The sequence below is a fragment of the Pseudoalteromonas sp. NH0006-46 genome (assembly GCF_057547735.1).
Window position 1 is genome coordinate 271,967 of the sequence record NZ_BAAJML010000004.1, and the last position, 13,242, is coordinate 285,208.

The 13,242-nt window shown below is 39.9% G+C and carries 15 protein-coding genes; 2 read left to right on the forward strand and 13 right to left on the reverse strand.

The features are described from left to right. Window positions 1-3: 3 nt before the first annotated feature. The 7 genes from AC27I2_RS10980 to AC27I2_RS11010 form a co-directional block, all read right to left on the reverse strand. The gene (locus AC27I2_RS10980; RefSeq protein WP_006792396.1) at window positions 4-330 is read right to left on the reverse strand and encodes a YbaB/EbfC family nucleoid-associated protein; all 327 of its coding nucleotides are present in this window, start codon (window positions 328-330) and stop codon (window positions 4-6) included. A 59-nt stretch (window positions 331-389) separates the two neighbouring features. After that, window positions 390-2,918 (reverse strand): DNA polymerase III subunit gamma/tau, encoded by a 2,529-nt coding sequence (gene dnaX / locus AC27I2_RS10985; protein ID WP_487204325.1) that lies wholly within the window; start codon window positions 2,916-2,918, stop codon window positions 390-392. 3 nt (window positions 2,919-2,921) lie between these two features. Then, window positions 2,922-3,467 carry an adenine phosphoribosyltransferase gene (apt, locus tag AC27I2_RS10990; protein ID WP_058404298.1) on the reverse strand — a complete coding sequence of 182 codons (546 nt, stop codon included), beginning with the start codon at window positions 3,465-3,467 and terminating at the stop codon, window positions 2,922-2,924. A 168-nt stretch (window positions 3,468-3,635) separates the two neighbouring features. After that, a complete protein-coding gene (locus tag AC27I2_RS10995) occupies window positions 3,636-3,758 on the reverse strand; it encodes a hypothetical protein (protein WP_008132255.1) in 123 nt (40 codons plus the stop codon). 71 nt (window positions 3,759-3,829) lie between these two features. Then, a complete protein-coding gene (locus AC27I2_RS11000) occupies window positions 3,830-4,582 on the reverse strand; it encodes an HvfC family RiPP maturation protein (protein WP_487204326.1) in 753 nt (250 codons plus the stop codon). Between the two features lie 33 nt (window positions 4,583-4,615). Next, entirely contained in the window at window positions 4,616-5,473 is an 858-nt protein-coding gene (locus AC27I2_RS11005) for an HvfB family MNIO-type RiPP peptide maturase (RefSeq protein ID WP_487204327.1), read from the reverse strand. A 66-nt stretch (window positions 5,474-5,539) separates the two neighbouring features. Continuing rightward, on the reverse strand, window positions 5,540-6,025 hold the full coding sequence (locus AC27I2_RS11010; RefSeq protein WP_487204328.1) for an HvfA family oxazolone/thioamide-modified RiPP metallophore: 486 nt from the start codon (window positions 6,023-6,025) through the stop codon (window positions 5,540-5,542). A gap of 232 nt (window positions 6,026-6,257) precedes the next feature. Between AC27I2_RS11010 and AC27I2_RS11015 the strand changes: the two genes are divergently transcribed. Together AC27I2_RS11015 and AC27I2_RS11020 are read left to right on the forward strand one after the other, a co-directional pair. Then, window positions 6,258-7,238 (forward strand): tRNA-dihydrouridine synthase, encoded by a 981-nt coding sequence (locus AC27I2_RS11015; protein ID WP_276754394.1) that lies wholly within the window; start codon window positions 6,258-6,260, stop codon window positions 7,236-7,238. A 61-nt stretch (window positions 7,239-7,299) separates the two neighbouring features. Then, the gene (locus tag AC27I2_RS11020; protein ID WP_487204329.1) at window positions 7,300-7,641 is read left to right on the forward strand and encodes a TraR/DksA C4-type zinc finger protein; all 342 of its coding nucleotides are present in this window, start codon (window positions 7,300-7,302) and stop codon (window positions 7,639-7,641) included. A gap of 302 nt (window positions 7,642-7,943) precedes the next feature. Here AC27I2_RS11020 and AC27I2_RS11025 read toward each other — a convergent pair whose 3' ends face one another. The 6 genes from AC27I2_RS11025 to AC27I2_RS11050 form a co-directional block, all read right to left on the reverse strand. After that, on the reverse strand, window positions 7,944-8,990 hold the full coding sequence (locus tag AC27I2_RS11025) for a hypothetical protein (protein ID WP_487204330.1): 1,047 nt from the start codon (window positions 8,988-8,990) through the stop codon (window positions 7,944-7,946). Between the two features lie 61 nt (window positions 8,991-9,051). Beyond that, window positions 9,052-10,311, reverse strand: a complete 1,260-nt coding sequence (locus AC27I2_RS11030) for a tetratricopeptide repeat protein (RefSeq protein WP_006792386.1) — start codon at window positions 10,309-10,311, stop codon at window positions 9,052-9,054. Window positions 10,312-10,322: 11 nt separating this feature from the next. After that, entirely contained in the window at window positions 10,323-10,934 is a 612-nt protein-coding gene (locus AC27I2_RS11035) for an energy transducer TonB (RefSeq protein ID WP_010557583.1), read from the reverse strand. After that, window positions 10,934-11,338 carry an ExbD/TolR family protein gene (locus tag AC27I2_RS11040; protein WP_006792384.1) on the reverse strand — a complete coding sequence of 135 codons (405 nt, stop codon included), beginning with the start codon at window positions 11,336-11,338 and terminating at the stop codon, window positions 10,934-10,936. The genes AC27I2_RS11035 and AC27I2_RS11040 overlap by 1 nt, the downstream gene beginning before the upstream one ends. Window positions 11,339-11,352: 14 nt before the next feature. Beyond that, window positions 11,353-11,877, reverse strand: a complete 525-nt coding sequence (locus AC27I2_RS11045) for a MotA/TolQ/ExbB proton channel family protein (RefSeq protein ID WP_004588135.1) — start codon at window positions 11,875-11,877, stop codon at window positions 11,353-11,355. Continuing rightward, window positions 11,877-13,241 carry a MotA/TolQ/ExbB proton channel family protein gene (locus AC27I2_RS11050; protein ID WP_006792382.1) on the reverse strand — a complete coding sequence of 455 codons (1,365 nt, stop codon included), beginning with the start codon at window positions 13,239-13,241 and terminating at the stop codon, window positions 11,877-11,879. The genes AC27I2_RS11045 and AC27I2_RS11050 overlap by 1 nt, the downstream gene beginning before the upstream one ends. Window position 13,242: the final 1 nt, after the last annotated feature.

Consider the following 13,242-nt stretch of genomic DNA (forward strand, 5'->3'; position numbering starts at 1 on the left):
TATTTAGAACGGCATTTTCATACCTGGTGGTAATTGCATACCGCCAGTTACTTTGCTCATACGCTCTTGTGTTTCTTCAGCCACACGGCGCACAGCATCATTACACGCTGCTGCAAGTAAGTCTTCAATCATGTCTTTATCGTCTTCCATTAGGCTTTCATCAAGCTCAACGCGACGAACATTGTGGTTACCAAGCATAGTTACTTTAACTAAGCCTGCACCCGCTTCACCAACAACTTCCATTGTTGCAATTTCGTCTTGGGCTTTTTGCATGCGCTCTTGCATTTGCTGCGCTTGCTTCATCATGTTACCCATTCCACCTTTAAACATAATTTTCTCTCTTTCTTTTAATCTTTAATTGTCATGAAGATAAGGGCGATTGTATAGAATTACAATGCCTGAATACTGTTTTCGTCAATTTCGGCACTAAATAGTTGTTGAAATTGTACTATATTTTCGTCGCTAGTGATCACATCAATTGCTTGCTGATGACGCCCTGCATCTATTTTTTGCTGAATTAAGTAAGGCGAATCGATAACTCCTTGAGCAAAGTTTATACTCAGCGATACATTGTGATCGTAAATACTCGATAGTGCGGCATCAAGTTTTTGACGAAGCATGGGAGTATCGAGATGTTTTTGCGACTCATCAACATCTATATGTAAATTACTTCCCTGCTTTGTAAAAATTGAATGCAGCGCAAATTGGCGCATTCGTCCGCCCAGCCCCATGCGTTTTATTAAATAAGCCCACTCATCTTGCTGATGAGCAAACTTTATTTCACTTATAGGACTTTGAAAATCGTCGGGGACTGGAATACTTTCCTCTTGCGGAGCTGGAGTTGGCACACTTTGAGGATTAATTTGTTCCAATAATTCAGGCGCTAAATTTTCAGTGATTGTTTGATGCTTAGCTTTAAAATCAACTTTCTGTGCGTTTGTAGCGACTACACTTGGGCGTTGTACTTGGCTCCCGCTAACAGGGAGCTCAGGCTTTTTTTCATGCTCGCCTATATTGTAGTTATCCCACGGCGGTGGGTTAGCAGATCCCGTTGGAGGCGCAGGGATTTGTTGTTCTGTATTATCAAAATGGCTTTGTCTATCTTTATTAGTGGCTTCGCTTTGCTGTGCAATTGGCGAACTAACCGGCCTATTACTTTGCTCCCTAGTGTCAATTTCTGGTTTTTTGGGAACTGGCGGCTGGGCTATGTTATGTCCCGATAACCGCCCTGAACCTGATATATTTCTGTCACGTAAGATTCGCGCAATGGCTGATTGTGCCTGAGACTCTTTATCATGCAGTGAAGATGAATCGGTAGATGATTGTTCGCTTTGCGATTCAACCTGTTGCGATGCGCTTTGAGGTGATTCGTTTACCTGCTGATCACTGTGAATGTGAGGATTAAAGCCTTGGTCTAGCGCGCTGCTCATTACGTCATCAAATTGTGCAGATAATGTTTGCTCCACATCACTGTGCTGCATGTAAGCTTCATTTTCGCTGTTACGCTGTGCTTGATCGTCGCTTAATTGCTCTTTAGGCGTGTTTTGGCTCGCTTCAGTTTGAGCCTTTTCAGTTTTAACCTGTACATGCTCTACTTGCTCAGAATCAACAGGCCTGTCGATGACACTCGGTGTCACTTCCGCTTGCTGATCGATAGTTACAAGCGATTTTTCGGCTGATTGCTGAATATTACTTGTGTCACTGTGTTCAGCAGGGTTATTGCTGTTTTCAGGTTTTTTTTTACTTAAAATATCACGCAGTGCATTAGCTCGGCTTTCAGTATCACTTACCGATGATTGAGGCGTATTTATCACGCTCTGCTGAGTGTCGTTTCCTGCAGGTTGAAATGCAAGCAACCTCAGTAAAATCATTTCAAAACCTAAACGTGGCTCAGGGGCCCATTGTAAATCTTTTTTACCATTTAACAGTAACTGGTAATAAACCTGAACTTGCTTTGCACTGGTGTGCTCTGCGACGTGTTTTATGTAATCAGCATTGGTTTCATCAAGCCCAGCGGCTTGAGGCACTAATTGGGTAAGCTGAATTAAATGCGTTAATGAAATTAAATCATCAAGTAACGCTATATAATTTGGATTTTTGCTCGCCACATTGGCTATTTCGCTCATCATCGCAGCGCCATCTTGGCTCAGCAATGCCGCTAATAAACTTTGGCTGTAGTGTGTATCCATTAAACCAAGCATTGCTTGAACCGCTTGGTTATTAATATCACCATTCGTTTGTGCTATAGCTTGATCGGTTAAGCTAAGTGCATCGCGCATACTGCCATCAGCAGCTTTGGCAATAATGCTAAGTGCATCGTTATCAAAGCTGAGTTGCTCTTGCGTTAATACGTGTTGGAGCTGTGTTTTAATTTCACTTTGCGACAAAGCGTTTAAATTAAACTGTAGACATCGCGATAAAATAGTGACGGGTAACTTTTGGGGATCGGTTGTTGCAAGTAAAAACTTCACATGCTCTGGCGGTTCTTCGAGCGTTTTTAAAAGTGCATTAAAACTATGCTTTGAAAGCATGTGAACTTCATCTATTAGGTATACTTTGTAACGCCCGCGCGTAGGTGCGTATTGAACATTATCAAGTATTTCACGCGTATCTTCTACTTTAGTACGAGAGGCAGCATCAATTTCTAGTAAGTCAATGTAGCGCCCTGCTTCAATATCTGTACAGCTGCTACATTGCCCACAAGGAGATGCCGAAATACCTTCGTCGCAATTTAAGCTTTTTGCAAAAATACGCGCAATAGTTGTTTTACCAACACCTCGGGTTCCAGTGAATAAATACGCGTGATGCAGTCTATTTTGTGTAAGCGCGTTTACAAGCGCTTGTTTAACATGAGACTGCCCAACCAATTCATGAAAGGTTTGTGGACGCCATTTTCTCGCTAGAACCTGATAACTCATCGATTATTCGCCTTCGAATTCAACCAACTTTAAGATTTTGATACCCATTTTCTCAATGCGTTGTTCGCCACCTAATTCAGGTAGTGATACAACAAATGCAGCATCAGTCGCTTCACCACCTAGTTTATTAACTAGTTTAGCGGTCGCTTCAATTGTTCCGCCTGTTGCTAAAAGATCATCAACAAGAAGCACTTTGTCACCGGGTACAATTGCATCAACATGAAGTTCTAGCGTGTCTTCACCGTATTCTAACAGGTAATCTTGGCGAATAACTTCACGCGGTAATTTGCCAGGCTTACGCACAGGAATAAAAGGAATACCTAAAGCATAGGATAAAGGCGCTCCAAAAATAAAGCCACGAGATTCTGTGCCAATAATTTTTGTAAAACCTTGGTCTTTATATTCGGTTATGAACGCATCAATAGTGGCTTTAAACGCTTCAGGATTTGCCATTAATGTAGTTACATCGCGAAACATAATGCCCGCTTTTGGATAATCAGCAATTGTAGTAATGCTGTTTTTAATAATTGCTGGTGTTACTTGAGTCATAAGTTTTACTGCTCAATGGTTGATATTACAAAGCAGGTGATTATAACCTTAAGTGAACTTTAATTGCGAGTTTGCTGTGACTTTAACAAAAAATTGAAGGATTATAGAGGATAGAGGAGCAAAGCATTAAGGCTGATGCTGACAACAGCCCTAAGCTATAAATACGTTTTAGGTTAAGCTAGTGATCCAACCTAAAATTGCATTTAAACAACCAATACCTGCAAATACCGCTAGAAAAGCAATAAAGTAAGTAGCGTTAAACGGATCTTTAAAGTCTTTATCATCTGACATGGTACAACCTTTTATTAAGCACGATAAATAAGGCTGCCATAATAGACGATGTAAAAACATCAATAAAGGCCTTAATCTTGATTTTTTGTCACGATTACACCACGTTCAATCAGCGCATTGATTGTTACAAGTGCCCCTTGTGTTATTTGCTCTTCGTTAAACTGAGGTGCCTGATTAATGACCTTTTGGCACAGGTTATCAAATGTAATGCCTTCAACGCTTTCAATGATAGAGAGTAATAAAGCCGTCATTGCATTGGTAGCTAAAAATTGTACTTCGTCTTCTTCATCTCTATAAACAACAAAATAGTTAGGTACAACCGATGGCGCTTTTGGCCGGACTTGAGCGCTAATAGTTTGCACTGGAAATTGGTAACTCAAATTTCTCGCTAAACTTGATAAAAATAATGGACTTTTAGTTAAAGCTGTTTGTTGTAGTTTTTTCTCGTTAGGGTCTTCGTTTGCTATTGAGACGTCAAGCTCTATCCATTCATAATGCGCAAGCTCTAACATAAAGGCAGGATCATAGTTTTTCATTTTATAATTACCGGATAAGTAATGAATAAACTCCCCTGCAATATCTAAAAAATAGGGTGATTGACAATCATATTCACTGAAAAACTGCCTGACCAGCTTTTTCCACTGTTTGTCACTGTAGAGGGTTTTTAAGACCGGATATCCAGAAGAAATGAATCCTTCAATATTATTAAAGAACAGGTCGCGATATATAGCCATACGTCTATCTTCAATATCAGTTGGCTTTTTATTTTTTTTTGGCTCACGAATGTGCGCCATAAATTCATTTTGTACATCTGTAAAGCTCATAGCTGAATACCCACTGCTTAATTAAAATTCGCTTTAAGCATGTTGTTTTGAACGCCCGTAATTCAAATGCTTTTGTTGTAATTGATAAATAATATCAAGCTCTTTAGTTAATACATGCATTGAAGGAATATTAAAGTCACGCTCGAGGAGAGTCGCAAATACACCATGAACGCTATACGCTTTATCGAGCAGCTCCCATACGGGATCAATCACATCAGCACCATGGGTATCGACAATTAAGTCATCAGCCTCATTATAATGCCCCGCGACATGCCCGTAAGCTATTCGCTTTGTAGGTAAGCCGGCTAAAAAAGTATTTGCGTCATAACCATGATTTATCGAGTTAACATATATATTATTTACATCAAGCAACAATTTGCAATCTGCTTGCTCTAAAATTTCATTAGTAAATTCAAGTTCAGTTAACTCTTGGCCTGGCGCACCGTAATAAGATACATTTTCCATCGCAATAGGTCGTTCAAGCATGTCTTGTACTTGCTTAATTCGGGGCACAACGTGCGCAATTGCCTCTTCGGTAAAAGGAATAGGCATTAGGTCATACATATGGCCTTGTCCAGAACAATAACTCAAATGCTCACTAAACATTTTAATATTGTGCTGATCAAAAAAAACTTTTAACGATTTAATAAACTCAATATCAAGCGGCTCTGGCGAACCAATTGACAAAGACAAGCCATGACACACAAAATTATTAGCATCGGTTAATGTTTTAAACTGCTTTTTAAATCGGCCGCCCAGTTTTAGCCAGTTTTCAGGTGCAACTTCCAGAAAATCAATTTGCTTTGGAACGTGTTCTAATAACTCATCTAGCATTTCACGGCGCAAACCTAGGCCAACCATTCCAAATTCCGAACTGTGCATTTGTGTCATAACTGCCTCTACTATTAACAAAAAAGGGCCATTGGCCCTTTAGCATAACTTAATTAAATTAAGAAATTAACGGCCACCACATTTACCTTCGCCGCACTTGCCTTCTTTTTTACCTTTTGCGTCGCCGCCACATTTGCCTTCGCCGCACTTACCTTCTTTTTTACCTTTTGCATCGCCACCACATTTACCTTCGCCGCACTTGCCTTCTTTTTTACCTTTTGCGTCACCGCCACATTTACCTTCGCCGCACTTGCCTTCTTTTTTACCTTTTGCGTCGCCGCCACATTTACCTTCGCCGCACTTGCCTTCTTTTTTACCTTTTGCGTCGCCGCCACATTTACCTTCGCCACACTTGCCTTCTTTTTTACCTTTTGCGTCGCCGCCACATTTACCTTCGCCGCACTTACCTTCAGCTGCATCTAATTGATAACCTGAAACAAGTTGCTGAAATTCAAACGGGTTTGCTTGTACATCGGCAGATACAAAACTCGCAGAACCCACGACTACTGCACCTAACGTTAATGCGATTGTATTATTTTTTACTGTATTCATTATATTTGCTCTCTATACTCAATGTGTAAATCATCGCAATGTAAATATCGTTTTAAATTGCATATATGCTTAAGTAGACCTGTGAAGAAATAAAAACTTTCATTTTTATTTTATTTAATCGAAAAAATTTGCCCCTGCGTTCTCACTTTAACTATGAGTAACAATTACAGATTTATCAATATACAATTTACAGTTAAACTAGCTACCTTGTTTTTAATAATATAATCGTTTTATGAAACTTGTTTTAGCGCCTATGGAAGGTGTTGTAGATTTTAAAATGCGCCAATTGTTAACTGACCTCGGTGGGTTTGATTTATGCGTGACCGAATTTGTAAGAGTGGTTCAAGCACGCTTACCTGAAAAAGTATTTTATCGATACTGCCCAGAACTAAATAATAATGGCTATACCCGAGCAGGCACCCCGGTGCGTATACAATTGCTTGGCCAAGAGGCGAATCCATTAGCTGAAAACGCAGTCAGGGCGATTGATTTGGGTTCTCATGGTGTTGACCTTAATTTTGGATGTCCTGCGAAAACAGTTAACCGCAGCCGCGGTGGTGCCGTTTTGCTTAAAGATCCCGAGCATATGTATACCATAATTAAAGCCGTTAGAGATGCGGTAGATTCAAAACATGAAGTGAGTGCAAAGATACGTTTAGGATTTGATGACGACAGTAACAGCCAAGAAATTATTGATGCGGTTGTAAGTGCTGGTGCTAATAGCGTTGCGATTCATGCCAGAACAAAACGCGATGGATACAACCCGCCAGCATATTGGGAAAAGATACCGCCTATAATAAAAGGAAAAAATATTGCTGTTGTTGCAAATGGTGAAATATGGCAAGTTGAAGACGCAATGCTATGCCAAAAAAGAAGCGGTTGCAGTGACTTAATGCTTGGCAGGGGCGCACTATCTCACCCTGATTTAGCAAAAAAAATAAAAGCGCATGTCAACAATGAGCACTATGAGGGTTTAGAGTGGGAGCATGTTCTCTATCACTTAATACACTCAGCTATTCATCATGATCCAGCTAAAGATGAAAAATATTTTGCATCTAGAACTAAACAATGGCTAGGTTATTTAAAGCGTCAATACCCACAGGCAATAACATTGTTTGATGAAATTCGTAGGTTAAAAACCAAAGAAGACGTATCTGCAGTTTTAAAAAAATATGCAAAAGCACCACAACTTGATTCAAATCATGACAGTTAATTAAAAGCAATTAGATAATAACAGTATAACGAGCCGTTAATGTAAAAGGGTTATGCTGATAATGAACCACCAAAAGCGCTTATATGATGAACTAACACAAGTTAAATCAAACATACTTGTTATGCTTTCTAAATCGTCTCATCCTGCCCACCAAGGTTTAATCACAACATTAAGACATACAGCAAATAATGAATGGTTAGACCTTGCTGCAAAGAAGCTCGGTCCTGAGTATGCTAACTTAATTAACCGTATGACGATGTTAGAGGCCGCAGTGAGTCAAATTGACATAGGTCAGTACGGCTACTGTTGTGATTGTGAAGAAAAAATAGCAACGGCGTTGCTTCAAGAAGACCCAGCAACACAACGTTGCACAACGTGCGACATTAAAAGGACATCGAACTAATTTTTGAAAGTCATAAGCTATAACCCTCTTTAGTGGGTGCCTGTTGAGCTTTTGAGGTTAAAATTTGTTTAAACGGGGTACGAAATTTATTGGCCTATAGGCAAAGTAAAACCTCTGTACCCTACTCATGCCACTTAACGAATTGAACTTAAGGCAACTAATAATAAGCTGCCCTAGGACGGGCTAAAAAAAAGAAGCAACCCATGTTTAAAATATAGGCTGCGTAACTACCTATTAAATGATAGGTATCTTTACCCAAGGCTTTGCCTTACCAAAAGTCTCGGCAGATAAAAAATCCTAGATTAATGACAAACCTGTCCACAAAAACTAAACGATTGACCTGGATAAAGAATAATATCTTCAACTAAGTATTGCGCGGTCTGTTCTGGCACTTTAAGACGCTTTGATAAATTAACTTTAGCCTGAGCAATCGTCCATGCGTGGTAATGAATACCTATATCTGTTTCCATCATTGCAAGCATGAGCAACTTATCCTTATTAGACAATTTTGCTTTGCTAGCCATAGCGGGCAAATCTAAGTAATGTGCTTGCCAGTCAAGTCCATTAATCAATGGCTCTTCAGATAAATACTGCACAACAAACGATTTAATATGATTTTGTGCAAATTTGGCATTAATAACTGCACTTTCCAGAACTTTAAGTTTTTCGTTAATAATAACAACCCACTCTAAAGGTGAATTAACTGCACTACCATAATAATTGAGTTTACTCTGATACCACTCTGAACCATTAGAAAGCCCTCTTAAACCAACACTTCCTCGAGGCTTATAGTTGGCCAAATAGTTAGAAAAGGCCCTGATGTGGCTTTTAATTGCCCCTTGTGTAGCCTTGTTTTCAATAGCTTGCGCTACATATTCCTGTAGTAAAGCATACTCTAACTTATTTAGTTTTAAATTACTTTGCTTAGCAATTTCTAACTTAGCTTGGGTAAATTTAAGCCACTTTATAGTCTGCTCAACAGTGCTAGCGGAGTGTTTAAATAAGCTCATATTATTTAAAACATTTACTTGGGCTGGCCAAGGAAAAAACCGCTCAGGAAACCGCTCTGCAATAACCAAATAATTAACTTGAGTAATTTGATTAGGTGTTAACTTCATTGTCATCAATTGCTGATAAATAGCATGACGTTTATCAAGATATTCGTTCGAATAAACGATATTTTCATCTGTAAATTTTTTATTATTTGTTCCCTCTTCTAGTACCAACGCAGTATTTAAAGACTTTAAGGCGCTTCGTGCCTCATCAAAAGAACTAAAACTATCACTCTTATCAGTACAGCCAATCAGAAGCGCACACAATAAAAATGATACAAAAAACGTTTTATACATAGTAATCCTAATAAAAAAAGCCCCAGAGGGGCTTTTTAAAAGTTGCTAATGTTAGCTAATATTAAATTTTAACACCGTTGCGAGCGGCTTTATCTTTAATGTAGGTAGACCAACCTTTTGCAAACTTACGTGTGCGTGGGTCATCCATAGCTTTCACAATAGCAGCATAAGCTTGCTTATACTTGCCTTGGTAATAATACGCTTCAGCTAAATCTGAATAAATAGTACCTTTTTTGTCAGAGCCAAGCTCTAACGCCTTGTTCAAGCGAACAACGGCAGCACTAAACTTCTCAGATTGTAAAAGTAATGAACCTGCTTTGCGGTAAAGCTCAGCGTCGTCATCAAATTTAGCAGCTTCTTCATAATACTTAGCAGCTTTCTCTATATCTTTAGAGCGATGATAGTTACTTGCAACCGCGTTGACATTTTGCTTAGTACGTTTAACTTTTTCTTCTTTAATTGCCTTTTCAAGCGTTACAGCCGCTTTGTAAGGAATTTCATTTAAAGAATAAAAGTTAGCAAGTACTTTATATTCAACTTCGTTTTCAAAGTAACCGTTTTTGAAAGCCACTTCCATTGTTGCAAGGCCTTTTTGATATTCTTCGGTTTGTAGGTAGTATTTACCTAAACCAACCCAAGCTTTTTTATCATCAGGCCAAACTTTAACAATTTCTTCACCCACTTTAACCATATTTGCATAATCTTTAGTTTCAAAGTATGCACCAAGTTTAAGCTGGTAAGGGCCTTTGTTAGGCTCTTTTTGAAGCGCTATTGCTTTGTTAGCAGGCTCAAAAACATCACTGAATTGCTCTAACTGAAAGTTAGCTTGCGCAATACGAGTATATACAGTTGGATCTTCCTCACCTGTGAAGTCCATCCATGCTGTGTATGCTTTTTTTGCTTCTTTGTATTTTTCAGTACCCGCGTACAAATCACCTAATAACTTAAGTGTTTGTTCGTGGTCTGCAAAGTTCAAAATATCAGGCGCTACTGCTAGCTTGCTGTATTTGATTGCATCAGCGTAGTTTTCTTTCTGCGCGTACATGCTACCTAAGTAACGATTTACAGTCGCTTTATCAAACTCATCTGAAGGGTCAATCTCTCTCAGCAATACAATCGCTTCGTCAACTTTTTCTTCGTTATACAAGTCAAACGCTTTAATTACTTTTTTACCAGTACGCTCGCCCATGATCTTAGTTTTTGCTTTCTTACGCTCTTCAATTTTCGCGTAATCTGGCGCCGCTAATACAGATGAACTTAAAGTTGCACCTGACACAGACATAAGAATTGCAAGAGCAGTTACTTTAGATAAATTTCTCATTACTCGCCTCCTTAGCCTTGGTTAAGTTTAAAGTCTAGTTGAACTTGTAAACCAACTTGTTTTTGTGGCTTACCGTCAATGATTTTCGGACGGTATTTCCACTTACGAAGTGCACGTTTAGCTTCACGGTCAAAGATACGTTTAGGCTCTGCGTCGATTACATCAACATCAATAACCCCACCTAACTCATCAATTGTGAACGAAAGTTGTACCCAACCTTCTTTACCATCACGCGCTGCTTGCGTTGGATATTTTGGTTCAATACGAACGATAGGTGTCGCATCACCATCTCGTCCAAATGCACCCGGACCACTTAGTCCACCAGCAGAACTTCCTACGTCGATGCTTGGCATGTTAAATGACATTGCACCTGGGTTAGGATTAGTATCCGGCTGTGGCGGCTGCGGTTTAGGCGGCTGCTTTGGCGGTGGCGGAGGCGGAGGCGGTACACGCTTCCTCTCCTGCACCTTAGATTCAGGCGGATTCGTCATTATTTCGACTATGATCTGCTCTTTTTGTTCCGTATTACGGTCAGCCCCACCAGAGATGAGGTAAGCCATGAAGTAGAACAAGCCGAAAGTAACTGCCCCACCTGCAATCAGTGAAAACAGAAAACGAATCATTACTGATCTCCAGCTATTGAAATTCTTAGGTTATCGCCCGTCGCTTTAATCTGGTCCATAACTTTAACCACTGTGCCATGTTTTGCTTCTTTATCAGCTTGCAAAATTACAACGTCAGTAGGTTGTTCTGCTAATAAGCTTTCAATCTTCGCTGAAACACGTTCAACGTCAACTTGCTGCTTATCAATCCAGATTGCGCCATCACTACGTATAGCAATAAAAATGTTAGCATTTTTTTGCTTCGTAGCTTGGGCAGCTTTAGGTTTATTGACCTCGATACCAGCCTCTTTAACGAACGATGTAGTTACGATAAAGAAAATAAGCATGATAAATACGATGTCAAGCATTGGTGTCATATCTACCGCTGCTTCTTCTTCTTCACGAAAACGTTGTTTACGTGCCATATTTAATTCTCTCTCTAGTGATGAGGCATGCTATCTACAAGTTTGGCTTTCACCATTCTCGCTCTTGCCTCAAGGCGTGAGCTAAAGAAAACTCCAGATAGTGCCGCAACCATTCCAGCCATTGTTGGGATTGTTGCCATTGAAATACCTGATGCCATTAAACGTGCATTACCAGTACCTTGAGTTGCCATGGTTTCAAAAACCGCGATCATACCCGTTACAGTTCCAAGTAAGCCTATTAAAGGACAAACAGCTACTAATGTTTTAATCAACAACATACGCTGATCTAATTTTTCAGACGCTTCAGAAATCCATGCTTCACGGATTCTGTGTGCGTACCAAGACGTAGTGTCTTGGCGGGCATCCCACTTAGCAACAATATCCTTCGTTAAACGAGGAAACTCTGCAAGTAAGAACCAATAGCGCTCAATCATTAAAACCCACATCAGAAAGAGTGCTATCGCGACCACGTATAAAACCTGGCCGCCTGTGCCAACAAAATCCCTGATAGATTCCCATATCTCCATCAGGACTAGCATTAGGCTTTCTCCTTCTCCGCGTGAGTAGCGATGATACCAGCGCTTTGCTCATCAAGGATATGTAATACCGACTTACTACGACCTGCAACAATAGAGTGAAGTAGGATAAGTGGTAGAGCTGCAATTAGACCTAGCGCTGTAGTTACAAGTGCTAGAGAGATGTTACCAGCCATGATCTTCGGATCGCCTGTACCGAACAATGTGATTGTTTGGAACGTTAAAATCATACCGATTACTGTACCTAGTAGACCTAGTAATGGTGCGATAGCAGCAAGGATCTTGATGATGTTAATACCAGCTTCAACACGTGGAGTTTCACGTAGAATCGCTTCATCAAGTTTAAGTTCAAGGTTTTCAACATCTTGAGACTTGTTGTCATGATACACTTTAAGAATACGACCCAGTGGGTTGTTTGTATTCGGTGTAGACAAGTTCTTAAGTTGTGATTTGATCTTAGAAGTAGTAAGCGCTAAGTCAATGAAACGGACTAAGAAGATTAATAGGCCTACAGCAAGTAATACAGTGATGATGTAACCAACTTCAGCACCTTGCTCGTAGTATTCCATTAACGTTTTTTTCTGCGTATTAATACGTAAGATAGCACCGCGTGTAGGGTCAATGTAAACGCCCGCGTAGCTGTCAGAAGACGTTGCTTCTAGGTTTGAAATGCCATCTAAAATGTAGCTATCAGGTTGTTTACCTAAAGGCTGGATAGACTTTGTTTCTGGTGAATAGATTAAGTAACCTTCGTCAGCAACTAAGTTAAAGTTACCAATACGAGTGATTTTCTTAACCGCAGTGTTTCCGTCAAGACCAGCAACTTCAGATTCAAAAGTAGAAACTTTTGCTGACTCTGTCATTTCTGTTTGAAGTGAAATCCAAAGCTCTTCTAACTCACGGACTGTTGGAAGTTCTTTAGCGGCTGCTAGTGAACGAAGTACTTCAGCACGGCCTGGCTTTTCAGCACTTACTAAAGATGCTTCAATTGAACCAATTGCGTCTTGCGCTGCACGACGTACAACACCAAACATCTCACCTAACGTACCTTGCGCGTTTTGAAGAGCTTGCTCTTTTTCCGCTAAAGTATTTTCGTTTTGTGCATATTGCTTAGCTAAAGAGTCACCACGTGCTTTCTCAGCAGCTAGTTGGCTTTTCGCTTTATTAAGTAAAGATTGCTTGTCAGCACGCTCTGATAAGAACTCTTGCTCACGTTGCTTGTTGATTTTACCTTCAGAGATACGCTCTTGCTTAACTTGCTCAAGAATTTTGTCTAAAGCGTCAGTGTTTGCGTGTGCGTTAAGCGCGGTACCTGCAGAAACAGATAGTACTGCTGCAACAGCAAAACCTTTAAATAGTTTCTTCATT

Excerpts from the sequence above, each read along its gene's own strand:
- AC27I2_RS10980 (WP_006792396.1), bottom strand. The coding sequence starts at position 330 with ATGTTTAAAGGTGGAATGGGTAACATGATGAAGCAAGCGCAGCAAATG.
- AC27I2_RS11020 (WP_487204329.1), top strand. The coding sequence starts at position 7,300 with ATGAACCACCAAAAGCGCTTATATGATGAACTAACACAAGTTAAATCA.
- AC27I2_RS11015 (WP_276754394.1), top strand. The coding sequence starts at position 6,258 with ATGAAACTTGTTTTAGCGCCTATGGAAGGTGTTGTAGATTTTAAAATG.
- AC27I2_RS11050 (WP_006792382.1), bottom strand. The coding sequence starts at position 13,241 with ATGAAGAAACTATTTAAAGGTTTTGCTGTTGCAGCAGTACTATCTGTT.
- AC27I2_RS11010 (WP_487204328.1), bottom strand. The coding sequence starts at position 6,025 with ATGAATACAGTAAAAAATAATACAATCGCATTAACGTTAGGTGCAGTA.
- AC27I2_RS10995 (WP_008132255.1), bottom strand. The coding sequence starts at position 3,758 with ATGTCAGATGATAAAGACTTTAAAGATCCGTTTAACGCTACTTACTTT.
- apt (WP_058404298.1), bottom strand. The coding sequence starts at position 3,467 with ATGACTCAAGTAACACCAGCAATTATTAAAAACAGCATTACTACAATT.
- AC27I2_RS11045 (WP_004588135.1), bottom strand. The coding sequence starts at position 11,877 with ATGCTAGTCCTGATGGAGATATGGGAATCTATCAGGGATTTTGTTGGC.
- dnaX (WP_487204325.1), bottom strand. The coding sequence starts at position 2,918 with ATGAGTTATCAGGTTCTAGCGAGAAAATGGCGTCCACAAACCTTTCAT.
- AC27I2_RS11030 (WP_006792386.1), bottom strand. The coding sequence starts at position 10,311 with ATGAGAAATTTATCTAAAGTAACTGCTCTTGCAATTCTTATGTCTGTG.
- AC27I2_RS11025 (WP_487204330.1), bottom strand. The coding sequence starts at position 8,990 with ATGTATAAAACGTTTTTTGTATCATTTTTATTGTGTGCGCTTCTGATT.
- AC27I2_RS11035 (WP_010557583.1), bottom strand. The coding sequence starts at position 10,934 with ATGATTCGTTTTCTGTTTTCACTGATTGCAGGTGGGGCAGTTACTTTC.
- AC27I2_RS11040 (WP_006792384.1), bottom strand. The coding sequence starts at position 11,338 with ATGGCACGTAAACAACGTTTTCGTGAAGAAGAAGAAGCAGCGGTAGAT.
- AC27I2_RS11000 (WP_487204326.1), bottom strand. The coding sequence starts at position 4,582 with ATGAGCTTTACAGATGTACAAAATGAATTTATGGCGCACATTCGTGAG.
- AC27I2_RS11005 (WP_487204327.1), bottom strand. The coding sequence starts at position 5,473 with ATGACACAAATGCACAGTTCGGAATTTGGAATGGTTGGCCTAGGTTTG.